Origin of the sequence: Rhodococcus cercidiphylli (assembly GCF_033042225.1) — a bacterium.
In the GTDB taxonomy this organism is placed as follows: Bacteria; Actinomycetota; Actinomycetes; order Mycobacteriales; family Mycobacteriaceae; genus Rhodococcoides.
On record NZ_JAWLKE010000002.1, the window covers coordinates 527755 to 551525 of the forward strand.

Here is a 23771-nt window from a genome sequence, read left to right on the forward strand (position 1 = left end):
TCAGGTGCTCATCGGATGCATTGGGGTCACCGAGCCGGTCGTCAGCCGGATCAACTCTCGGGTGATGTTGTCGCCGAGGGTGTTCGTGGTGGCCGATCCGCCCATATCGGGAGTAAGTGAGTCTCCTCCGTGGGCGAGCACGCTTTCGATTGCGCTCATCACCGCTGCCGCCGCCTCGGTCTCTCCCAGATGATCGAGCATCATCGACGCACTCCAGATCTGCCCGATGGGATTTGCGATTCCCTGTCCTGCAATGTCCGGCGCCGACCCGTGAACTGGCTCGAACAGACTCGGGAACGTCCGCTCGGGGTTGATGTTGCCGCTCGGGGCGATCCCGATGGTGCCGGTGCATGCGGGACCCAGATCGGAAAGAATGTCACCGAACAAGTTGCTTCCGACGACCACGTCGAACCAATCCGGGTGCATGACGAAATTGGCCGCCAGGATATCGATGTGATACTTGTCGACGCGGACGTCCTGGTATCCGGTGGCCATAGCTTCGACCCGCTCGTCCCAGTACGGCATGGAGATGGAAATTCCGTTGCTCTTCGTCGCCGACGTCAGGTGCTTCTTGGGGCGAGTCTGTGCAAGATCGAACGCGTACTTGAGAATTCGGTCGACTCCCGTGCGGGTCATCACCGTTTCCTGGGTGACGATCTCGCGATCGGTCCCGTCGAAAATCTTACCGCCGATAGACGAGTACTCACCCTCGGTGTTCTCACGTACGACGTAGAAGTCGATATCACCGGGCTCACGGCCAGCGAGCGGGCTCGGCACTCCGGGTAGAAGTTTGACCGGCCGTAAGCTCACGTACTGGTCGAAGTGACGGCGGAACTGGAGCAGGCTCCCCCACAGCGACACATGGTCGGGAACCACTTCTGGCCACCCGACAGCACCGAAGAAGATCGAGTCGAAAGACACGAGCGTGTCGAACCAGTTGTCGGGGAGCATCTGGCCGGTCCGCAGAAAGTAATCGGCGCTGGCGAAGTCGAAATACTCGAAGTCGAGCGAGAACTCGAACACCGACGCAGCAGTTCGAAGGACCTTCAGCCCTTCCGGAACTACTTCTTTTCCGATGCCGTCACCGGGAATGACAGCAATGCGATGTGTTGCGCCCATAAGGGGATCTCCGTTCGTGGAAAAGCTCGATCAGACTGATTGAATGCCCAGTGCACGTGCGTGTTCGATCAGGGCCCGTGCTCGCCCGAGACGGGGCGGATCGCTTCCGTCGCGTATCACCGACCCGCGGGACTCGAATTCGGCGAGGAACTCCGCAGCCCAGGTCAGATCCGCGGAGGCGGGGCTCATGGACGTGTTGATCGTCGACAGGTGATCGATACTCACGCACAGCTTTCCCGTCATACCCAGCGCTACGGCGAGAAGCGACTGCTCCTCGACCTCGGACGATTCGACCGAGACCGTCGGCCCGTCGATCGGCCCCGGTAGTTTGCCGATTCGACTGGCAACGACCAGTTTGTTCCTCGGATACGACATCGCGCTGTCGTGTGCGCTTGCACCGGTATCTCGGCGGTAGTCACCACTGCCGAAGGCCAGCCGGAAGGTGCCTCGTGCGCAGGCGATGGCCGTCGACTCCTCGACACCGAGCGCGGACTCGATAAGGGCAATCACGGGGATACGCCCACCCAGACGATCGAAGGTCTCCGACACTTGGGAGCAGGCCTCAGTCTTGGCCAGCACGACTCCACTCAATCCCGGCAAGTTGCGAAGCTGATCCACGTCATCCGACCAGTGCTCCGACAACCGATCGTTGATGCGAACCCATGCGCAATTGTGGCCGAGCCAGTTCGTGACGTGGGTGCGTGCGATCGACTTGAACCGTGTGTCCACGGCGTCCTCGACGTCGAGGATGATCTGATCGGCCGACGCCCGCGCCGCGTCATCGAAGGCATCGGGGCGGTTGCCGTTCACCAGCATCCACGACCGCGAGCGCTCCGAGCTCACCCGTGACTGCACACCACTGTGCTGCCGCATCGTCGTGACCTACTTCCTGTCGAGGCCGGATCGGCGAGGTCCGGCCTCACCCGGTCCTGCGCTCCACTCATCTGAGTCACCGTATCGAAGTAAGTCTTGCATCTTATAAGAACGTCCGCAAGGGGCACCGCTGCAATATCGAACCGTGCTGAGATCGTGTTTCGAACGACACGGTGCGCGAAATGCAATTTACGTTGACGACTTCTGAGAACGCTTCGTCGGGACGTAACTCTTGTCAAATCACCCGCCTACCTGCCAAGCCTGTTTCAGCTCACCCTTTTCGACTAGAGGAACTGAAAGGTCGCGTGTGCCGAACAGGTCAGACAGTCCCAGTTGTGACAGCCTCGTGACACCGAGCCACCCGCAGAGACGAGCATTCATCACGAAAACCGACCCTGAGCTGCACGAATGCGGAGACACTACGACGAAGCATGTAGTTCCCGCGCGGATCTGAAATCCGCTGCCTAAGTAGTCCACTCAGATCCTTGGTTGGCCGCTGACGTCCACGCTACCACCCGAAAAGCACTGTCCTAGTCCAGAAATCTGGATCCATATGGACTCCGGTGCCCCCAGTCGGACTCGAACCGACACTTGACGGATTTTAAGTCCGCTGCCTCTGCCAATTGGGCTATAGGGGCCACCGCCGGAGGTTCGCTCCGGCGGTGATGATCATATCGGGCTACTACGGGGCCGGGATGACCGGCGGGACGAACTCGGAGGTCATGCCGAGAAGCCACACGAGCAGCAGGACCACCGGGAAGTGAAAGATGAACTGCAGGAACGTGAATCCGATCAGATCGCGCGCTCGCAGTCCCAGAACCGCCAGCAAGGGCAGCATGAAGAACGGGTTGATCAGGTTCGGCAGCGCCTCGGCCACGTTGTAGATCTGGACGGTCCATCCGAGGTTCATCTGCACGTCGGTCGCCGACTGCATCACGTACGGCGCTTCGACGAGCCACTTGCCACCACCGGAGGGAACGAAGAGTCCGAGTACGACGGTGTAGATCGCGATGACCACCGCGAAGCCTCCACCGGATCCGATCTCGGTAAAGAAGGTCGCCAGATGCTCGGAAATCGTGATGCCTCCCCGGCCCTCCGCTTCGGTGAGCATGGCCGCCATCGCGGCGTAGAGCGGAAACTGCACCAGGATCCCGGCAGTAGCGGGCACCGCTTTGCTCACGGAATCGAGGAAGCGCCGCGGGGTGCCGTGCAGCACGAGCCCGAGCATCAGGAACACCAACAAGTAACCGTTGAGGCTGCTGACCACCGACAGCACCGGTAGCGTCAACAGCTGGGAGACAAGCCATCCCAGTGTCATCGCGCCCACGAAAAGGGGAAGAATTCGGCTGTACTCGAGCCACTCCCCTGGTCGACTGCGCGGAGCAGGCTCGGTCACGGTGTCGTCCAAATTGACGTTCATGTCCTCGGCCGTTTTGATCGCCGCGCCCTTGGGCGCCGAGAAGTGCGCGATGGCCACGGTGAGGACGATGATGATCACGCACATCAGCAAGGACTGCCACGTGAAGATGGTGGTTCCGAAGTCGAGTACACCCGTCACCGAAAGCAGCGTCGCCGGAAGCGAACTGGCCGTCGCCTGCAGCTGAGCAGCCGAGGACGACATACCGAGTGCCCATACGGCTCCGAGCCCCATGAATGCCGCCGCCCCGAGTGCGCGGTAGTCCGTTCGCAGATCGTCACGTCGCGCGATGGCTCGGGCCAGGAGACCGGCGAACACCAGGCTCAGTCCCCAGTTCAGGAAGGACACCGAGCAGGACAGCAGCGCCACGAAACTGACTGCGCTACTGGAACTCTTGGGCACCTGCGCCAATCGTGTGATCAATCTGGCGACCGGTGGAGATGTGGCCACGACGTAGCCGGTGAGAACGACCATCGCCATCTGCAGCGTGAAGGCAGTCAGGTCCCAGAAGCCGTTTCCGAACGCGTCGACCACATTCTGCGGAGACGACCCGTTGGCGAAGGCAGCGACAGCAACGACCACCACACCGACAAGCGCGAAGATGTACGCATCGGGGAACCACTTCTCGGTTCCCCTGGCGAGCATCTGCGCGACACGCGCCAGACCTTTCTCGGCCGGTGCCTGGTCGGGTGGGGCCTGCTCGGCGCGTGACGTCATCGGTGGTCCTCACCTCGAAGGAAGCCGTGACGTGGGCCACAGCGCCTGTAAGGCTTCACCGAATCACGCAGCGATGCAACCTACATCGCCGCAGGCCGCATCTGCAGAATTGCAGATCAGATCTTGATCGACATCGCGATTCCGTCGAGGATGTCGTGCTCACTGACCGTCAACGAGCTCACGGCACCGCGTCGCTCGAATTCCTCGGCCAATACGCTGCACACAATTGCACCGCCGCCGATGACGTCGACCCGACCGGGATGCATGGGGCCCAACGCACTTCGCTGCGTATGCGTCATGCCGATCAGTCGCTCGCACACCTCGAAGAGCTGATCGAACGGCACTCGCGAGAGGTGCACGGCGTCGGCGTCGTACTCGGGTAGTTCCTTGGCGATCGCGGCGATGGTCGTCATCGTGCCGGCCACTCCCACCCAGCTCGACGCGTCGCCGATCGACACTTCCTCGAATGCTTCCGCCAATTTCTCGCGGGCATACTCACGCGCACCGTTGATTTCGTCGGCGGTGGGCGGGTCGCTGTGCAAGAAGCGCTCGGTCAGTCGCACACAGCCGATGTTCGCCGAGAAGGCGGATTTCACGCCTTTCGCGTCGCCCAGCACTAGTTCCGTGGAGCCACCGCCGAGATCGACGACGAGGAAAGGCCCTGCAGCAGCATCGAGTTCACCGACGGCACCGGCGAAAGACAACCGCGCCTCTTCGTCACCGGTGATCACCTCGGCCTCGGCACCGGGGATGACCTTGCCCAACACCTCGCGCACCATCGAGAAGAAGTCCTCCCGATTGGACGCGTCGCGGGTAGCCGACGTCGCGACCATCCGCACCGCGGTGGCCCCGGTCTTGCGAATGATCTCCGCGTACTCCACCAATGCCACCCGGGTGCGCTCGATCGCCTCGGGAACGAATGCTCCGGTGGCGTCGACTCCCTGGCCGAGTCGCACGATGCGCATCTCGCGTGCGACGTCGGCGAGAGATTTGCCGTTGTTGTCGGCGACGAGCAGGCGGATCGAGTTGGTGCCGCAATCTATCGCTGCAACCCTGGTCATTGTTTCTCCGCACGTAGTTCTTCGATGGTCGGCCAGTCGGCCGGAATAGCTTTGCCGCGCAACGAGTTCTCGGCGGCCAACGCAACCGACTCATCACCCAGCGGGTTGACGCCCGGACCCTTGGCCAACGAGTGCGCGATCAGCACGTGGAGGCATTTGACCCGATCGGGCATGCCGCCACCGGTGAAATCGGTTCCGAGAGATTCGATCTCGTCACGCTCGGCCAGATAGGACTGATGGGCGCGCAGGTATGCCGCAGCCAATTCCGGGTCGGTACCGAGACGTTCGGTCATCTCGCGCATCACGCCGGCCGATTCCTGCCGGCTCGCCTCGGCCGTCAGCCGCGGGTCCGTCAAATAGAACAGGGTGGGAAAAGGCGTGCCGTCGGGCAGCTTCGGAGCGGTTTTGACCACACCCGGCCTGCCGTCCGGAGATCGGTACGCGATCTCGAGTACGCCACGTGGTTCACGTCCGAGCTGCGATGCGACCGCATCGAGATCTTCCTGCGAGACTGCCGAGGAATTCACCCGACCGGTCCTCCTTCTGGTTCTGGCACCGGCGGCACGGCCGGTGCGGGTTCTGGCTGTACGAGAGGCATCGGTGCAGACGTCGGCTCCGGGGGCTCGTCCGATCCCTGTGGCTGGACCGCGGTGTTCCACAATTCGGTGTACCACGGTCCCTTCGGAGTGTTGTCCACTGCGAGGTCCTCGGAGCTCGGTGAGTAGTCGCCGGGCAGCTGCACCTGATAGGGCGTCTCCCCCGGCATGACGAAACGCAGACGTTCGCGAGCGTCGGCCGCAATGCGGGACGGCTCGTCGAGTTGAGACTTCTGAACCTGCAGGCGGCTGACGTCGTCTTGCAGCGCCTGCCGTTCGGCCAGCACGGATTCGAGCTCACTGCGTTGCGAGAAGTAGGTGCGCAGCGGCACCGCCAGCGTCAGTGCCAGCGCACACACCACGACACCGAGAATGACGGCTCGTCCGGTGGACAGTCCGAAGAACGTCCGCTCGGGCATCTTGGGACGGCGAACACCGACGCGTCGGGGCGCAGCCTTGCCGCCGACCACCGCGTCGCGCACCTGCTCGGAGGGTTCCGGTGGGGTGGCCTGTCGGCCGGAGGCGTTCGCGTCACGCGAGACGCCCCCGGCCTTGGACCGACTCGAAGAGGAGGAACGGCCGCGGGGTCGGGGATCACGTCCACCTGGACTGGTCCCGGACCTGCCGCGCCGTGCCATCATTCACTCTCCACTTCGTGTCATACGAGCCTGTTCGCTATCCCTCGTAATTGAACCGGGGGAAAGACAACTCGCCGGCGTAACGCGCCGCGTCGCCCAGAGCTTCTTCGATACGCAGCAACTGGTTGTACTTGGCGACGCGCTCGCTTCGAGCCGGAGCACCGGTCTTGATCTGGCCGCTGCCGACGGCAACTGCCAGGTCAGCGATGGTGGTGTCCTCGGTCTCGCCGGACCGGTGGCTCATCATCGTCTTGTAGCCGTTGCGGTGCGCGAGATCGACTGCGTCGAGGGTCTCGGTGAGTGTGCCGATCTGGTTGACCTTGACCAGCAGTGCGTTGGCCGCACCCTTGACGATGCCGTCTTCGAGACGCTCGGGGTTGGTGACGAAGAGATCGTCGCCGACGATCTGCACCTTGTCGCCGATGGCCTCGGTGAGCGCAACCCAGCCGTCCCAGTCGTTCTCGTCGAGCGGATCCTCGATGGAGACCAGCGGGTAGGCGTCGACGAGCTCACCGTAGAACGCCGACATCTCCTCGGCGGACTTGGTCTCACGCTCGAAGGCGTAGCCCGTGCCTGCGGTGTAGAACTCGGTGGCCGCCACGTCGAGAGCGAGCGCAACGTCCTGACCGGGCTTGAGGCCGGTCTTGCCGATAGCCTCGAGGATGAGATCGAGGGCAGCCTTGGTGCCGGCGAGGTCGGGAGCGAAGCCGCCCTCGTCGCCGAGGCCGGTGCCCAGGCCCTTGGCCTTGAGCACGGACTTGAGTGCGTGGTAGACCTCCGCGCCCCAGCGCAGCGATTCCTTGAAGGTGGGTGCGCCGATGGGGGCGATCATGAATTCCTGCACGTCGACGCCACTGTCTGCGTGCGCGCCACCGTTGATGATGTTCATCATCGGAACGGGGAGAATGTGCGCGTTGGGGCCGCCGAGGTAACGGAAGAGTTCGAGTCCGGTGGACTCGGCAGCGGACTTCGCGACCGCGAGCGAGACACCGAGCAGTGCGTTCGCGCCGAGGCGAGACTTGTCGGGCGTGCCGTCCAGATCCAGCAGGGCCTGGTCGACGGTGCGCTGCTCGATTGCGTCCAGGCCGATGACGGCCGGCGCGATCTCGTCCAGCACGGCATTGACGGCCTTCTCGACACCCTTGCCGCCGTAGCGGTCTCCGCCGTCACGAAGCTCGACAGCTTCGTGCTCACCGGTGGATGCACCGGAGGGAACGGCGGCGCGACTCAGCGTCCCGTCGTCCAATGCGACCTCGACCTCGATCGTGGGGTTGCCACGAGAATCGAGGATTTCGCGCGCTCCGACCTGCTCAATGATGGCCACGAATGCTTCTCCTATAAACGGGTACCGACGGACTGTGCCGGGTGCAAGACTAGCCGCTCCCCTGCACTGCCCGCGATGCATGGAGGTCCTACGGCCTGGTGCCCACCGAGTACGCGGCCGCACGATCGCGCACATCCCGCAGGTACTGACCCGACAGGTTGTAGGCCATCAACGCCGTCTCCCAGCCCTGCGCGGTCCGCAGATCACCGCCGCGGGCGCACAGGTATCGCGCCGCGGTCAGTGCCGCGTCGTCGATGTTGTCGGGATCGGCGACGCCATCGCCGTTGGCGTCGACGCCCCATTTCTTCCACGTCTCGGGAATGAACTGCATGGGGCCCATGGCCCGATCGAACTCGGCGTCACCGTCCATGACGCCGCCGTCGGTGTCCGGAATCTCGGCGACGCCCGGTCCGCCGTCGAGAGGAATCCCGCGGATCGGCGGTGCGACGAGACCGTCGGGCGCGACCGACGAACCCTGGTAGGTGCCGTGCCGACTTTCGATGTAGCCGATTCCGGCGAGCGTCGTCCATGCGATTCCGCAATCGGCATCCGTCTCGGTCATGATCGCGGCCGCGTGCCCGTACGAGGCCAACGCGGTCACCGAAATGCCCAACGCTTCGGTCTGTGGTTCGGCCCAGGCGAGCAACAGATCGGCCGTCCGCCCGGGCGCGTTGAAATCGATGGCCGGCACTTCGGTGCCGGGTCCGGGCGGGATGCCCTCGGGAATCTCGCGCTCGGGTTCGCCGGTGCCGCACGCCGTCAACGCGAGAAGGACCGACGCTGTGGCGAGCACGCAGATACGGGAGATCACCACTCCATCCTGCACACGCAAGGTAATAGAAAGCTAAAGACGGAGATAACCCCTGGTCAACGCGTATTCGAGCCGGGTTGCAGGGTGTATGTTCTGGTCAGCCCTTACGCCTGAGGGTCGCCTACCCTTTGCGAGGGAAGGCGTACCAATGTTCGACGCACCGCAGGAGCCTGATTCATGCCAGTTCTCGCCGCCGCAGGCTCAGCGCCGTCGATCGCCACCCAAATGTTCGGCAGTGGCTTGATCGGCCTGCGCGAAGGGCTCGAGACCGGCATCGTCGTGATGATCCTCGTCGCGTTCCTCGTCAAAGCCGATCGACGTGACGCGCTCAAGTGGGTCTGGCTCGGAGTAGGCCTTGCCGTCGCCATGGTCGCCGCCATCTTCTTCGTCATCCACTACGGCACGTCCACCGTCACCGGATTGACCGCCGAGATCATCGCCGGAGCGGCGTCACTCGTTGCTGTGGTGATCGTGACGGCGATGGTGCTCTGGATGCGCACCGCCGCGAAGAACATCTCCGGAGAACTGCGGGCGAACATGGAGAAAGCGCTGACCGTCGGGCCCGCCGCAGTGCTGACGCTGGCCTTCTTCGCGGTCGGCCGCGAAGGCGTCGAAACTGCGTTGCTCATGGTCGGGTACGCCGAGAACACCAACGGCAGCCTGTGGCCACTGCTGGGACTGCTGCTCGGAATCGTCCTCGCCGCTGTCCTGACGGTATTCCTCTACTTCGGTGCCGTGCGCGTCAACTTCGCGGTGTTCTTCAAGTACACCGGCATCTTCCTGATCGTCGTCGCCGCCGGGATCCTCGCCTACGGCATCCGCGCACTGCAGATCGGTGGAGTCCTCCCCGGCGGCAGCACCGTCGCCTTCGACATCACCGCACACTTCGACGCCTCGAGCTGGTACGGCACCGTGCTCGCCGGCATCTTCAACTTCCGGCCCGAACCCACTGTGTTCCAAGCGATCGCGTGGGTGCTCTACATCGTGATCGTCCTCTACCTCTTCCTCCGCCCGGTCCGCGTTCCCGCGACACCCGAGCCTGCTCTGCAATCCTCCTGAAAGGCACCACCACCATGCGTCGTACCACCTACGCTCTGGCCGCCGTCGCGGTTCTGCCGATGGCTCTGGCCGGATGCACCGAGAAGTCCTCCACCGAGGCCGCGTCGGGCGATATCGCCGTCACCGCGACCGACTCCTCCTGCGACGTCGGTGCTTCCGAGGGCACCACCGGGAACTCGACGTTCCAGATCACCAACAACGGCAGCAAGGTCACCGAGTTCTACGTCTACGGCGAAGGCGACCGCGTCATGGGCGAGGTGGAGAACATCGGACCCGGCCTGACGCGTCAGCTCATCGTCGCCCTGCCCGATCCCGGCACGTACCAAACCGCGTGCAAGGCAGGCATGGTGGGCGACGGCGTTCGGGCCGACTACGTTGTCACCGGCGAGTCGGTTCGCACCGCAGGCGAGGACGGACTCCTCACCGAGGCTGCGGACGGCTACAAGCGCTACGTCGTCAGTCAGATCGATGCATTGCAGGACACTACGGCGTCGTTCGTGACCGCAGTCAAGGCCGGGGATGTGAATGCGGCCAAGGCCCAGTTCCCCATCACGCGAAGCTATTACGAGCGCATCGAGCCTGTCGCCGAGAGCTTCCCCGACGACCTCGACCCCCGCATCGATCTGCGTGAGCCCGATGTGGAGCCCGGAGCCGAATGGACCGGCTTCCACCGCATCGAGAAGGACCTGTGGACACAGGGACTGCAGCCCGACACGAACGCGATGGCCGATCAGCTCGAGGCCGACATCACCGAGCTCGCAGACAAGATCAAGGCCGAAGACTTCACCATCGACCCGATCCAGGTGGCAGGCGGCGCACAGGGATTGCTCGACGAGGTCGCCAAGACCAAGATCAGCGGCGAAGAGGACTTCTTCTCGCACACCGACCTGTGGGACTTCCAAGCCAACGTCGACGGCTCGCAGGCCGCCATCGCCGCCGTCCGCCCCATCCTCGACGAGCGCAACGCCGAGCTGGGCACCGCGATCGACGCACGCTTCGCCGAACTCGATGCCGAACTCGCCAAGTACCGCAACGGCGACGGCTTCGTCTTCTACGACACCGTGACCGAGCCGCAGCGCCAAGAACTGTCCAACAAGATCGACGCATTGTCCGCCGAAGTGAGCCAGGTGCAGGGTGTCGTTGCAGGACAATAAGACCGGCCAGTTCTCCCGGCGGCGCCTCTTCGGTGCCGTCGGCACCGGTGCTGCACTCGTCGGAGTCGGGGCCATCGCGGGACACGCGACGGCGTCGGGTGCCGAGGTTCCGACATCGGATGTCGTCGAATTCCGCGGAGAGCACCAGGCCGGAATCGTCACCCCGGCGCAGGATCGCATGCACTTCGTCGCCTTCGACATCACCACCGACTCCCGCGACGAATTCGTTGCGCTGCTGAAGAAGTGGACGCTGATGGCCGAGCGTCTCACTCGCGGAGAGGAGACGTTCGACGGCGGTGCCGTCGACGGCGGCGAATACAACCCGCCCACCGATACGGGCGAAGCTCTCGGTCTGACGGCGTCGTCGCTGACGTTGACCATCGGGTTCGGTCCGAGCCTGTTCGATCGCTTCGACCTGGCATCGAAAAGGCCTGCTTCCCTTGCCGATCTGCAGCACTTCCCTGCCGACAACCTCGATCCCGCACGCTCCGGCGGAGACCTGTGCATCCAGGCCTGCGCCGACGACCCCCAGGTGGCCGTCCACGCCATCCGCAACCTCGCTCGCGTCGGATTCGGCACCGTGTCGGTCAAGTGGTCGCAACTCGGGTTCGGCCGCACCTCATCCACCTCGACCACCCAGGCGACCCCGCGAAACCTGTTCGGCTTCAAGGACGGAACGGCCAACCTCAAGGCCGAGGACCCGACACTGCTGAACGACAACGTATGGGTTTCTGCCGACGACGATCAGGAATGGATGGCCGGCGGCTCCTACCTCGTGGCGCGTCGAATCCGCATGCTCATCGAATCCTGGGACCGCACCACGTTGAAGGAACAAGAGCGAGTGATCGGGCGCAGCAAGGGAACCGGTGCGCCGCTGGGCCAAAAGGACGAATTCGACGCCCTCGACTTCGAATCCCAAGGTCCTGAGGGCACCTTCATCGACAAGACCGCGCACGTGCGCTTGGCGTCGAAGGAAAACCTCGGTGGCGTCCAACTCCTGCGTCGGGGATACAACTTCACCGACGGATCCGACGGCTTCGGCCACCTCGACGCCGGACTGTTCTTCATCGCCTACTGCCGCGACCCACTGACCCAATTCGTCCCGATGCAACTGGCACTCTCGCGCAAGGACGCACTGAACGAATACATTCAACACGTCGGGTCTGCGGTATTCGCCTGCCCACCCGGCGTCGAAGAATCCGAGTATTGGGGTTCGACACTGTTCGAGTGATTCTCTCGCCGGCCCCGCCACCCCCGTCCGCGTCAATGGACCCTTGCATACGTCTGACCGCTGCAAGGGTTCATTCACGCGAGAACCCGGTCCGCGTGGATGGCACACTGCATACGTCTGACCGCTGCAATGGTCCATTGACGCGGTCGAGCGGTGAGTTTGTACAGTCGGCTCGGTCCATACGTCGTACGTCCTATCATCGACTTCGGGAGCACACATGGGACAGCTTGTTCGGGTACAGAACTTCACCGTGTCGAGCGACGGAATCGCTGCGGGGGTCGACCAGAGCTTCCAGAGCCCGTTCGGACTCGACCATCTGGCCCTGATGGGATGGTACTTCGGCACCGCCAGCTTTCCTGGAAACGCCGGTTCGGGTGGTAGTCGCGGACTCGACGACTACTTCGCCCGCGACTTCGCGAACAACATCGGTGCCGAGATCATGGGCCGGCACAAGTTCGGACCCCAACGCGGACCGTGGACCGACCACGAATGGCAGGGCTGGTGGGGTGACGAGCCGCCGTTCCACACTCCAGTCTTTGTGCTCACCCACCACGAGCGACCCTCGATCACGCTCTCCGACACAACGTTTCACTTCGTCGACGGGGAGCCCTCCGAAGTACTGAAGCAAGCAAAGGAGGCAGCCGACGGTAAGGACGTGCGACTCGGCGGCGGCGTCACCAGTATTCGGGAATTCCTCGACGCCGATCTCGTCGACACCATGCACATCGTCGTCTCGCCCATCGAATTCGGCTCGGGCCTGAAGCTGTGGGATTCACCCGACGAGTTGAACGACAGATTCGAGCACGAGGTCGTCCCCAGTAGCAGCGGCATCACTCATCACTTGTTCTGGCGCAGGTAGCCGGGCCGGATCAATGCCACTTTGTTGCACTCTGACCGACTGAACCCCACATTGATCCCAACCCGAGGGACGAGGGTACGGAGAGAGAGCGGGCGGGGTGGTGAGCCCTCAGCCTCGCAGACCCCAGTGCTCGATCCAGTCGAGTGCAGACATCTCCCCCGGCCCGATGCCTGCATTGCGGGCGGAGGCTTCGGCATTACGGATCAACACAGCGAAATCCAATACCCGACGCCTCAGCAGGTCCTCGGCACTGTCTCCACCGTGCGAGTGATCGACCCCGATGTGTACGACGCGTAGGCCGTCGGGAATCAGCTCGTCGGGCAGGCCTGCCTTGGTGGCCCGTCCGATCACTTTCTGCGCCAGGGCGAGTGACGGCTGAGACAGGGCGATTCCGTCGACGCAGGATCCGCGTGCCTTCTCCGACGCCTTCTTCTCTTCCCAGGCTCGCTCTTGTTCGGCGATGTCGATGGGGCCGTTGCCCGTTCGACCGAGGTGTGGGCTGCGGTGGGTGAGCTTGGCGACCAGTCCTGCGGCGACGTCGTCGACATCGAACGCGTTCTCGGCGGCATCCTGAGCAATTCTGGAATGGAACAGCACCTGCAGCAACAGGTCTCCCAGTTCTTCGCGCAAGTCCACCAGGTTGCCCGCGGCGATGGCGTCGAGCAGCTCGTACGTTTCTTCCAGCAGGTAGCCGCGCAAAGACTCGTGGGTTTGCTGCGCTTCCCATCCGCCGAGGGTGCGCAGCCGATCCATGAGCCGGACCGCTGCGATGAGGTCGTCACCGGGCAGCTTCTCGGCGGCGATGACCCGTTCTCCGCGTGCAATCCGTTCCTGGACGTCGGGGTTGGCGGGATCGGTGCTCACCAGCACCGCGTCGACTGCGTCGGGCGCAGCGGTTCCCGAGAACAGCCACCGCACTCGCACCGGCACTTCTTCGGTGAATTGCACTGCACCGCCGAGAAATTCGACAGCATCCACCGGCACTTGTGTGGGCCGAACAGGGTCGAGCAGAACTACCGTCACCGCTACACCCCCACTGTTTGCTCCAACAACACCGACCGAGATGGCTTACCGTCCAAGGATAGGATGAGATCAGCGATGAACTGCACCAATTCGACGTCGCGTACGCGCGCCGCCCCCACGCCGCCGCCTTCGACGCGCGGCAGTGGCAACTGCACCACACCGGTGGTGGCCCGGTAGGCAGCGCTCGGGTAGAGCCGCTTGAGGCGGATCTGCTTGGAATCGGGTAGGTCCATCGGAGCCAGCTTCACCTGTGTTCCGGCAACATTGACGTCGGTCAGGCCGTATTCCTTCGCGATAAGCCGCAGCTTGGCGATGGAGACCAGGCGGCCGACTTCCTCGGGCAGCGGACCGTACCGGTCGACGAGTTCTTCGATGACCGCGTCGATGCCCTCGGAATCGGCTGCCGCAGCGAGCTTTCGGTAACCCTCGAGGCGCAACCGATCGCTGGTGACGTAGTCCGGTGGGATGTTGGCGTCGACGGGAAGGTCGATGCGCACTTCCTTGGGGGCTTCGTCGGTGGTGATGGGCTTTCCGTCGGCGGCCGCGCGGTACGCCTCGACTGCTTCACCGACGAGCCGCACGTACAGGTCGAATCCGACGCCCGCGACGTGACCGGACTGCTCTGCTCCCAGAACGTTTCCGGCACCGCGGATTTCGAGGTCCTTCATCGCCACCGCCATACCGGCACCGAGGTCGGAGTTCTGCGAGATGGTCGCCAATCGGTCGTAGGCCGTTTCGGTGAGCGGCTTCTCGGGCGGGTACAGGAAGTACGCGTAGCCACGCTCGCGGCTACGGCCCACTCGACCGCGCAGCTGATGCAACTGGGACAGGCCGAGCGAATCGGACCGCTCCACGATCAGGGTGTTGGCGTTGGAGATGTCGAGGCCGGTCTCGATGATGGTGGTACACACCAGGACGTCGGTCTCGCGCTGCCAGAACCCTTGCACGGTGCGCTCGAGTGTTTCCTCGTTCATCTGACCGTGCGCCGTCGCCACCCTGGCCTCCGGGACCAGATCGCGAATCTTCTTGGCGGCCTTGTCGATCGAGCTGACTCGGTTGTGCACGAAGAACACCTGGCCGTCACGCAGCAGCTCACGCCTGATGGCCGCGGCGACCTGCTTGTCGTTGTACGCGCCCACGTAGGTGAGCACCGGGTGCCGCTCCTCGGGCGGAGTGAGGATGGTCGACATCTCGCGGATGCCGGCGAGGCTCATCTCGAGCGTTCGCGGAATAGGAGTCGCAGACATCGTCAGGACGTCGACGTGGGTTCGGAGCGACTTGATGTGCTCCTTGTGCTCGACGCCGAAGCGCTGCTCCTCGTCGACGATGACCAACCCGAGGTCCTTCCAGGCGACACCGGTCTGCAACAACCGGTGCGTACCGACGACGATGTCGACCGTACCGTCGGCCAGCCCCGCCATGACCTCTTTGGATTCGGAGCCGTGAGTGAAGCGCGAGAGCCCCTTGACGGTCACCGGGAACGACGCCATGCGAGCAGTGAAGGTCTGCAGATGCTGTTGCGCCAGAAGTGTTGTCGGCACCAGCACGGCGACCTGCTTGCCGTCCTGCACCGCCTTGAATGCGGCGCGAACCGCGATCTCGGTCTTGCCGTAGCCGACGTCACCGAGAATGACGCGGTCCATCGGAACCGCCTTCTCCATGTCGGCCTTGACGTCGGTGATGGCCGTCATCTGGTCGACCGTCTCGGTGAATCCGAACGCATCTTCCATCTCGAGCTGCCACGGGGTGTCGGGTCCGAAGGCATGCCCGGGAGCTGCCTGACGAGCCGCGTACAGCTGCACCAGCTCGCCGGCGATCTCGCGAACTGCCTTGCGCGCCTTGCGTTTGGTGTTGGCCCAGTCGGATCCGCCGAGCTTGCTCAGAGACGGCAGCTCGCCGCCGACGTAACGCGAGAGCTGATCGAGCGAGTCCATCGGGACGAAGAGTCGGTCTCCAGGATGGCCGCGCTTGCTGGGTGCGTACTCGACGACGAGGTATTCGCGTCGAGCACCACCGATGGTGCGTTCGACCATCTCGACGAATCGACCGATGCCGTGCTGATCGTGCACGACGCTGTCGCCGGCGACGAGCGCGAGCGGATCGACCTGATTACGACGCTTCGCCGGGAGCTTACGTCCCTCGCCCGCTGCGGCCACGCGGTTGCCGGTCAGGTCGCTCTCGGTGACGACCACGAGTTTCGCGTCGGGAAACACCAGACCGTCGTGCAACGATCCACACAGGACGTTCACGATGTCGGCGACCGGGACCGCACCGGAATCGAGATGTGCCGCAGGCACTTCGGCCTCGGCGAGGCGTTCGATGATGCGGGTGGCGGTACCGGCGCCCGCGACCGAGATGACCGCACGACCACCGGTGGCGATATGGGCTCGCAGCGTGGCGAACAGGGCCGTCAGTGCTTCCTCGGACCCACGGACCTCCGGGACCGAATCGACGGCGAGTTCGACTTCTTCGCCGTTTCCGGATGCCAACGGGCTGATGGTCCACCACGGCCGACCGTGCACCTGAGCCGACTCCCGAACCTGTCGCAGCGAACGGTAGGCCGAGGCACCGAGATCCAGTGACGCACCTTCGAGGCTGGAGGTGTCCAGGGTGGAGGTATCGAGCGGCGCAACTCCACCGATCGATGCTGCCGTCCAGGATGCTTCGAGGAACTCCTGGCCCGTGCGTACCAGATCGGTTGCGCGCGTGCGGATTCGCTCGGGGTCGCAGAGCAATACGTGTGTACCTGCGGGGAGAGTATCGGCGAGCAACTGCAATTCACCCGGCTGCAGCAGCGGCAGCAACGCCTCCATGCCCTCGACCGGGACGCCGGCGGACAGCTTGTCGAGCATCTCGACCAACGCGGTGTCGCCGGCGTTGTCGGCTGCGAGTACCGCGGCGCGGTCGCGAACTTCCTGGGTGAGAAGCAACTCGCGGCACGGCGGAGCGATGACGAGATCGACCTCGTGATCGGGCAGCGAACGCTGATCGGAGACCGCGAACGCGCGAAGCTCGGTGATCTCGTCGCCCCAGAATTCCACACGCACCGGGTGATCTGCCGTCGGCGAGAAGAGGTCGAGGATGCCGCCGCGGACGGCGAACTCACCGCGCTTGCCGACCATGTCCACGCGCAGGTAGCCGAACTCGACGAGTCGATGGATCAAGCCGTCGAAGTCGATGTCCAGGCCGACCTTCAGGGTCACGGGTTCGATCTCGCCCAGACCGGGTGCCATCGGCTGCACCAACGAGCGGACGGTGGTGACGATGACGCGCAGAGGATCGCCGTAATCGGTGTCGCCGGGGCGAGCGAGCCGGCGGAGTACGTCCAGCCGCTTGCCCACGGTGTCGGCGCTCGGTGAGAGTCGCTCGTGCGGAAGCGTCTCCCACGACGGGAACATGACAACGCCGCCGCCGAGGATCTGGCGCAGTTCGTCGGTGAGATCGTCCGCTTCACGTCCGGTGGCGGTGACGATCAACAGCTGCGTGTGCTGAGCGATCGCGGCGGCAACGAACGGGCGAACCGAGTGCGGTCCGATGAGCGTGTGCTCGGCGGTTCCGATCGCATCGGCGACGGCCACCATGGACGAATCCGTCAGCGCGACGCTGGCCAGACCCGAGAGTTGCAGCGCCGCGTCGGGAACGATCGGGGCCGGCCCGGATGGAGAAATGGCAGGCAGAGAATCGGAAGACAACAGCAATGCTCCTAGAAGCGATTCGAGGCGACGGCTGCTTACGCACAGTCCTCAGCGAGTCTATGGGAGCACACCGACAGCCCGGCAGGCGGGAGACGCCGACGGACTACCTCAGAGCTGCGTCCAACATCGCCGCGAGAGACTCGGCAGCAGCAGCCGAGTCGTACTCCGGGTCGTGCAGGCGCTCGGTGACGATCGCATCGATTCCCCCGCCGACGATGATGGCCAGGGTGCGCGAATCGATGCCGGCCGTCCCGCGAGCCCGGACGGATGCGTCGATGAGGTCGGCCAACGGACGCCATCGGTCTTCCGGGGTGTGCCCCAGAGCCGAGTTGCCGAGCGCCTCGACCAACATCCGGGTGTGCGTCGGGTGATCGCGTAGGTGGCCGATCATCGCACGCACGTACGCCTCGGGTCCCTTCCGCGCGTCGACGGCCTCGACCGCGGCAGCCACGTCCTCGACCAGCGCTGCGAGAACGAATCGATACGCCGCGTCGATCACCGCATCCTTGGTCCGAAAGTGATACAGCACAGCCGCTTTCGTGATTCCGGCACTGTCCGCGATGCGCGCGAGCGAGACCTTCGCATACCCGTGCCGGGCGACCGCGTCGATCGTGACGTCGATCAGCTGAGCGCGTCGCGCGCGCTCGATGAAGCTCGGTTCTCTCGTTGCCACGCTCGCCAGCCTACCGTACGGTTGAATTACTTACCGATCGGTTAAGAGATCCCGAATGAACGTCCGAGCAGCGAGCACACGGCGTCGATACCTGAAGATCACCGCCGGGGCATTGACCGTCGGCGCGCTCGCCCTCGCGTTCGCACTCCGGTCGCCCTCACCGGTCGGCCACTGGAACAGCGCAGCGAGCGAGGACAGATTCCTCGCCGCCTACGACCGCGCGTTCGAAGATCTACCGAATCCTGCGGAGACGCTCGACATCAGAACCGACTACGGCGTCGTCCGCGTGTATCGGTTCGATGGCACGGGAACCTCCACCCACCCGCTGCTCCTTCTGCCGGGCCGTTCCTCGGGCACGCCGGTTTGGGCGGCCAACCTGCCCGGCCTGCTGACCATCGGTGACGTCTACACCGTCGACCTGCTCGGCGAGCCGGGACGGAGCATCCAGGAACGGCCGATCTCCAGCGACGAGGACCAGGCTGCGTGGCTCGACCAGACACTCGAGGCGCTACCCGCCGATCAGGTCCATCTCGTCGGGCTGTCGATCGGCGGGTGGACCGCGACGAACCTGGCGGTGCACGACAGCACCCACCTGGCCACTCTCACTCTGATAGACCCGGCCCAGACCTTCGCCGACATTCCCTGGGGCACTGCGATTCGCGCCCTACCGGCGGCCGTGCCGTGGCTTCCGAAATCCTGGCGGGACAGCTTCAACTCCTATACCGCAGGCGACGCGGAGGTCCAGGACGTTCCTATCGCAGACATGATCGAAGCCGGTATGCAGGGCTACTCGCTGAAACTGCCGCAGCCCACGCGCATCACCGACAAGGAACTCGCGACACTCGACGTGCCCGTGCTGGCAATCATCGCGGGCAGGTCGGTGATGCACGACGCCGAGGAAGCCGCTACCACGGCCGAGAGAACTCTGCCCGATGGGACAGTCCATCTCTATCCCGACGCCTCACATGCGATCAACGGTGAATACCCGGATCGACTGCGCGACGACGTAGCGGCTTTCGTTGCGAAGAACTCGTGAGTTACGGGCCGAAGCGGATGACTCGACGCGCTGCGAATTCGCGGAAGTAGTCCAGCTTGTTGGCGGGGACCAGAGCCGGGAGAAGGTAGTACCAGAGACGCTCCATGCGCGACGGCAGTTCCTCGGTGGTGGAGGTGGCAACCGCAACCATGTGCACGCCGGCCAGGATCTCGAGCACGAGCGAACCGATGGTGCGCGAGTCCGAGTTGGGGTCGATGTCGCCTTGCGCGATGGCCTTGGCGGCGAGCTTGTCGAACGACTCGCTCCACCCGGCCATGACATTGCCCTCGGTGCCGCGGTAATCGCCGATCTGATGGCTCAGCCGGAGCATGGCCGAGACCATGGGGTCGCTGACCGAAAGGTCGACGACGATGTAGGAGATGCCGATCGCCGCCTCGAGTGCGGGGATGCGACCGTCGTTGAACTGCATGCACGCAGTGGTCAGCCGAGCGTTGCCCTCGTCGATGACCGCACGCGCGAGTTCTTCCTTGGAACCGAAGTGGAAGTACAGAGCGCCTTTGGTGACCTGGGACTGAGAGATGATTTCGCTGAGACTCGCGTTCGCGTACCCCAGGCGCAGAAATACGTTCGCTGCGCCCGCGAGCACGGTGTCGCGGGTTATTTCAGCGCGGGCCTGCCTGACCATGGGATCCGCCTTCGCAATTCTGAACTGCCACTGCGCAAATTACGCCCGAACGGTACCACTGACTTGCTTTACGTCTCGTGCCAACATGCATCGGTCCGATCGAGCCTTACGCCGTGTGTGACACAGCTCTCATGACCGACAAAGGGGACGATACCCCCTCTTTAACCGCGAAGAGACGAAACCGAGTTCTCATTCCTCGGTCAATCGAGGGTCGGCTTCCAGATTCGTCAGCCCGTTCCAGCACAGGTTGACCACATGCGCCGCAACCACTTCTTTCGACGGTGTCCGCACGTCGAGCCACCACTGCGCCGTCATCGACACCATTCCGACCAGCGCCTGGGCGTACATCGGCGCGAACTCGGGATCGAGTCCGCGGCGGGAGAAATCCCCGGCCAGCATGTGCCCTACGCGACCGATGGCCTCGTTGAGCAACGACGAGTACTTGCCGTCCTCGGCAGCCGCAGGGGAATCGCGCACGAGAATGCGGAAACCGTCGGTGCGGTCCTCGATGTAGGTGAGCAGTGCAAGTGCGACGCGTTCGACGCGAATCCGTGAGCGATTGAGGTCGAGTGATTTGGTGATCATTCCGAGAAGCGTCGACATCTCCCGATCGACGATGACGGCGTAGAGACCTTCCTTACCGCCGAAGTGCTCGTAGACGACCGGCTTGGACACGTTCGCTCGTCCGGCGATCTCCTCGACCGAGGCGGCCTCGTACCCGCGTTCGGCGAACAGCGTGCGCCCCACCTCGATCAACTGCTCGCGCCGCTGCGTCCCTGTCATTCGGACCCGAGGTGAGCGTTCCTGCTCCGAGGCTGCGCCTGTCATCGAAAACCGCTCCCGTTACCGACCCTGCATTTTCGACGCCGGAATCGACGCCTCCCCCACACTAACGATGTCCGATCCATCCGTTTGTCCCTGCGGGAGTGGAGCCTGCAGGAACGACCCGGAGGGCGGGAGTGGAGCCTGCAGGAACGACCCGGAGGGCGGAATCTTCATCGCGGTTCGACTCACCACCACCTCGCGTGCGAGGATCGTTGCGCTCAGTGGGAGCGCAGCGGCAAACGAATGAGTCGTTCGATTCGTCGGCCACTGGCGAAACCGCTGGCCGTTTATCCGCCGTGGTGTAATGGCAGCACCTCTGATTTTGGTTCAGATAGTTCAGGTTCGAGTCCTGGCGGCGGAGCGAGCAACATCATTCGTGCATACCGTCTTCGCGTTACCGCCTGAGGAGCTCAATGCCTGTGCAGACCGCCGTGGTCGTTCTCGCTGCGGGTGCAGGTACCCGAATGCGGTCGAAGACTCCGAAAGTTCTGCATCCCCTCGCCGGCCGCACCATGCTCGCGCATGCCCTCCACGCGGCCGCCGACCTGGGTCCTGACCACCTGGTGACCGTCGTCGGACACGATCGCGAACGAGTGACCGAGGCCGTCCAGGACCTCGCGGCCACCTTCGGGCGCACGATTCACACCGCAGTCCAGGATCGCCAGCTCGGCACCGGACATGCCGTGCAGTGCGGCCTGGCCGCCCTGCCCGACGATTTCGAGGGCACGATCCTCGTCACCGCCGCCGACGTGCCCCTGCTCGACGGCCATACTCTCAAAGCTCTGCTCGACGAGCACCTGAGCGCCCCCAGGCCCGCTGCCGCCACGGTGCTGACCTTCGTCCCGGACGATGCGAACGGCTACGGCCGTATCGTCCGCACCGACGACGGCGAGGTGGCCGAGATCGTCGAGCACGCCGACGCCACCCCGGCTCAGGTGCTGATCGGTGAGGTCAACTCCGGCGTCTACGCGTTCGACGCCGTGGCGCTGCGTACCGCCCTGGGCAAACTCAGCACCGCGAACGCCCAGCACGAGCTGTATCTGACCGACGTCGTCAAGATCAGCAAGGCCGACGGCAAAGCCGTCTACGGCACCCAGCTCGCCGATCCCGATCTGGTGGTGGGCGTCAACGACCGCGTCCAGCTGGCGCACGTCACCTCCGTGTTGAACCGTCACATCGTCGAACGACACATGCGGGCCGGCGTCACCGTCGTCGATCCGTCGACCACCTGGATCGACATCGACGTCACCCTCGGCGCGGACGTCCGCATCGAACCCGGCGTCCAGCTCCACGGCAAGACCCACATCGCCGACGACGCGGTCGTCGGACCGGACTCGACCCTGCGTGACGTCGAGATCGGCGAGCGCGCGTCGGTCGTGCGCACCCACGCCGAGCAGACGGTGATCGGACCGGATGCCACCGTCGGACCGTTCACCTACCTGCGTCCCGGCACGGTCCTGGGCGAGGGCGGCAAACTCGGTGCCTACGTGGAGACCAAGAACGCGACGATCGGCCGCAACACCAAGGTCCCGCACCTCACCTACGTCGGCGATGCCACGATCGGCGACCACAGCAACATCGGTTGCTCCAACGTCTTCGCCAACTACGACGGTGTCAACAAGAGCCGCACGGAAATCGGATCCCATGTGCGGACCGGTTCCGACTCGACGTTCGTCGCTCCCGTTCATGTGGGCGACGGCGCTTACACCGGTGCAGGAACAGTGGTTCGGGACGATGTTCCTCCCGGCGCGCTGGCCGTCTCCGGTGGCAAGCAACGCAATATCGAAGGCTGGGTCATCGACAACAGGCCCGGAACCGAAGCTGCGAAAGCAGCGGCGCTCGCAGATCGTGATCGGCAAGAACAAAAGGACGGCGAAGAGCAGTGACCACCCCTAATTGGATCGACAACCAGAAGAACCTGATGTTGTTTTCTGGTCGAGCACATCCGGAGTTGGCCGAGCAGGTCGCCAAGGAACTCGGGATCGACGTCACCCCGCAGACCGCGCGTGACTTCGCCAACGGCGAGATCTTCGTTCGCTTCGAGGAGTCGGTCCGCGGATCGGACGCCTTCGTGCTGCAGTCGCATCCGTTCCCGCTCAACACGTGGCTGATGGAACAGCTCATCATGATCGACGCGCTCAAGCGCGGATCGGCCAAGCGCATCACCGCGATCCTGCCGTTCTACCCGTACGCGCGTCAGGACAAGAAGCACCGGGGACGCGAGCCCATCTCCGCTCGTCTGGTCGCGGATCTGCTCAAGACCGCCGGTGCCGACCGCATCATCACCGTCGACCTGCACACCGATCAGATCCAGGGCTTCTTCGACGGCCCCGTCGATCACATGCACGCACACAGCCAGCTCGCCGATCACATCCGGGCGACCTACAGCCTCGAGCACATCACCGTGGTCTCCCCCGACTCCGGCCGCGTGCGCGTCGCCGAGAAGTGGGCCGACTCGTTCGACGGTGCGCCGCTGGCGTTCATCCACAAGACACGTGACCCGTTGGTGCCCAACCAGGTCAAGTCCAACCGCGTCGTCGGTGACGTCGAAGGCCGCACCTGCATCCTCATCGACGACATGATCGACACCGGCGGCACCATCGCCGGTGCCGTGAAGGTGCTCAAGGAAGCCGGAGCCGGTGACGTCGTCATCGCCGCCACCCACGGAGTTCTGTCCCACCCGGCCGCCGAGCGGCTCGCGAACTGCGGTGCCAAGGAAGTCGTCGTCACCAACACCCTGCCGATCAGCGACGAGAAGCGCTTCGCAACGCTGACCGAGCTCTCGATCGCGCCGCTGCTGGCTCGCACCATCCGCGAGGTCTTCGAAAACGGCTCCGTCACAAGCTTGTTCAACGGCAGCGCATAGCCTTTTCGGGTCACTCCGCAGGCTCCACTGCCGACCTTCGGGTCTGTTTCACTCCGCCCCGCCCACTCTCCGTCCGCTCTGCATGAACTACGTCACGTCCGTGACCGGAACCTGCAGCTCGCGAGACGGGGGTGTGCGGGGCGGGTTT

The 23771-nt window shown here is 64.2% G+C and carries 20 protein-coding genes and 2 tRNA genes; 8 read left to right on the forward strand and 14 right to left on the reverse strand.

What is annotated here, in order from left to right:
* From R3P95_RS06075 to R3P95_RS06115, 9 genes are all read right to left on the reverse strand, one after another.
* A complete protein-coding gene (locus R3P95_RS06075; protein WP_317547683.1) occupies window positions 1-1119 on the reverse strand; it encodes a tartrate dehydrogenase in 1119 nt (372 codons plus the stop codon).
* Between the two features lie 30 nt (window positions 1120-1149).
* A complete protein-coding gene (locus R3P95_RS06080; protein WP_317547685.1) occupies window positions 1150-1992 on the reverse strand; it encodes an HpcH/HpaI aldolase/citrate lyase family protein in 843 nt (280 codons plus the stop codon).
* A 564-nt stretch (window positions 1993-2556) separates the two neighbouring features.
* Window positions 2557-2630: transfer RNA gene (locus R3P95_RS06085), tRNA-Leu, on the reverse strand.
* A gap of 44 nt (window positions 2631-2674) precedes the next feature.
* Entirely contained in the window at window positions 2675-4126 is a 1452-nt protein-coding gene (locus R3P95_RS06090) for a short-chain fatty acid transporter (protein ID WP_317547686.1), read from the reverse strand.
* Window positions 4127-4242: 116 nt separating this feature from the next.
* Entirely contained in the window at window positions 4243-5187 is a 945-nt protein-coding gene (locus tag R3P95_RS06095) for a Ppx/GppA phosphatase family protein (RefSeq protein WP_317547687.1), read from the reverse strand.
* Complete coding sequence (locus R3P95_RS06100) at window positions 5184-5714, reverse strand: DUF501 domain-containing protein (protein WP_032377244.1); 531 nt, start codon at window positions 5712-5714, stop codon at window positions 5184-5186. Before R3P95_RS06100 ends, R3P95_RS06095 begins: the two co-directional genes overlap by 4 nt.
* Entirely contained in the window at window positions 5711-6265 is a 555-nt protein-coding gene (locus R3P95_RS06105) for an FtsB family cell division protein (protein ID WP_317547688.1), read from the reverse strand. Before R3P95_RS06105 ends, R3P95_RS06100 begins: the two co-directional genes overlap by 4 nt.
* 193 nt (window positions 6266-6458) lie before the next feature.
* Window positions 6459-7745, reverse strand: coding sequence for a phosphopyruvate hydratase (eno, locus tag R3P95_RS06110; RefSeq protein WP_094639587.1), 1287 nt, complete (start codon window positions 7743-7745; stop codon window positions 6459-6461).
* Between the two features lie 88 nt (window positions 7746-7833).
* The gene (locus tag R3P95_RS06115; RefSeq protein ID WP_317547689.1) at window positions 7834-8556 is read right to left on the reverse strand and encodes a lytic transglycosylase domain-containing protein; all 723 of its coding nucleotides are present in this window, start codon (window positions 8554-8556) and stop codon (window positions 7834-7836) included.
* Between the two features lie 177 nt (window positions 8557-8733).
* Between R3P95_RS06115 and efeU the strand changes: the two genes are divergently transcribed.
* The 4 genes from efeU to R3P95_RS06135 all read left to right on the forward strand — a co-directional run bounded on the left by efeU (window position 8734) and on the right by R3P95_RS06135 (window position 12859).
* Entirely contained in the window at window positions 8734-9615 is an 882-nt protein-coding gene (efeU, locus tag R3P95_RS06120; RefSeq protein WP_317547691.1) for an iron uptake transporter permease EfeU, read from the forward strand.
* Window positions 9616-9629: 14 nt separating this feature from the next.
* Window positions 9630-10769, forward strand: a complete 1140-nt coding sequence (gene efeO / locus R3P95_RS06125) for an iron uptake system protein EfeO (RefSeq protein WP_317547692.1) — start codon at window positions 9630-9632, stop codon at window positions 10767-10769.
* Complete coding sequence (gene efeB, locus R3P95_RS06130) at window positions 10750-12000, forward strand: iron uptake transporter deferrochelatase/peroxidase subunit (RefSeq protein WP_317547693.1); 1251 nt, start codon at window positions 10750-10752, stop codon at window positions 11998-12000. Before efeO ends, efeB begins: the two co-directional genes overlap by 20 nt.
* Window positions 12001-12217: 217 nt before the next feature.
* Window positions 12218-12859, forward strand: a complete 642-nt coding sequence (locus tag R3P95_RS06135; protein WP_317547694.1) for a dihydrofolate reductase family protein — start codon at window positions 12218-12220, stop codon at window positions 12857-12859.
* Between the two features lie 108 nt (window positions 12860-12967).
* Here R3P95_RS06135 and R3P95_RS06140 read toward each other — a convergent pair whose 3' ends face one another.
* The 3 genes from R3P95_RS06140 to R3P95_RS06150 all read right to left on the reverse strand — a co-directional run bounded on the left by R3P95_RS06140 (window position 12968) and on the right by R3P95_RS06150 (window position 18250).
* Entirely contained in the window at window positions 12968-13882 is a 915-nt protein-coding gene (locus tag R3P95_RS06140) for a MazG family protein (protein WP_317532654.1), read from the reverse strand.
* Window positions 13883-13884: 2 nt separating this feature from the next.
* Window positions 13885-17463 (reverse strand): transcription-repair coupling factor, encoded by a 3579-nt coding sequence (gene mfd / locus R3P95_RS06145; protein WP_317547808.1) that lies wholly within the window; start codon window positions 17461-17463, stop codon window positions 13885-13887.
* Between the two features lie 217 nt (window positions 17464-17680).
* Window positions 17681-18250, reverse strand: a complete 570-nt coding sequence (locus R3P95_RS06150; RefSeq protein ID WP_317547695.1) for a TetR/AcrR family transcriptional regulator — start codon at window positions 18248-18250, stop codon at window positions 17681-17683.
* Window positions 18251-18305: 55 nt separating this feature from the next.
* Here R3P95_RS06150 and R3P95_RS06155 point away from each other — a divergent pair, with 55 nt between their 5' ends.
* The gene (locus R3P95_RS06155; protein ID WP_121870611.1) at window positions 18306-19286 is read left to right on the forward strand and encodes an alpha/beta fold hydrolase; all 981 of its coding nucleotides are present in this window, start codon (window positions 18306-18308) and stop codon (window positions 19284-19286) included.
* 1 nt (window position 19287) lies between these two features.
* Here the strand turns inward: R3P95_RS06155 and R3P95_RS06160 are convergent, their stop codons facing one another.
* Complete coding sequence (locus tag R3P95_RS06160) at window positions 19288-19932, reverse strand: ScbR family autoregulator-binding transcription factor (RefSeq protein ID WP_149405181.1); 645 nt, start codon at window positions 19930-19932, stop codon at window positions 19288-19290.
* A gap of 189 nt (window positions 19933-20121) precedes the next feature.
* Window positions 20122-20760 (reverse strand): TetR/AcrR family transcriptional regulator, encoded by a 639-nt coding sequence (locus R3P95_RS06165; protein WP_094613864.1) that lies wholly within the window; start codon window positions 20758-20760, stop codon window positions 20122-20124.
* 287 nt (window positions 20761-21047) lie between these two features.
* Between R3P95_RS06165 and R3P95_RS06170 the strand changes: the two genes are divergently transcribed.
* From R3P95_RS06170 to R3P95_RS06180, 3 genes are all read left to right on the forward strand, one after another.
* Window positions 21048-21118: transfer RNA gene (locus R3P95_RS06170), tRNA-Gln, on the forward strand.
* 52 nt (window positions 21119-21170) lie between these two features.
* Complete coding sequence (gene glmU / locus R3P95_RS06175; RefSeq protein ID WP_317547696.1) at window positions 21171-22643, forward strand: bifunctional UDP-N-acetylglucosamine diphosphorylase/glucosamine-1-phosphate N-acetyltransferase GlmU; 1473 nt, start codon at window positions 21171-21173, stop codon at window positions 22641-22643.
* Window positions 22640-23623, forward strand: coding sequence for a ribose-phosphate diphosphokinase (locus R3P95_RS06180; RefSeq protein WP_121870612.1), 984 nt, complete (start codon window positions 22640-22642; stop codon window positions 23621-23623). The genes glmU and R3P95_RS06180 overlap by 4 nt, the downstream gene beginning before the upstream one ends.
* Window positions 23624-23771: the final 148 nt, after the last annotated feature.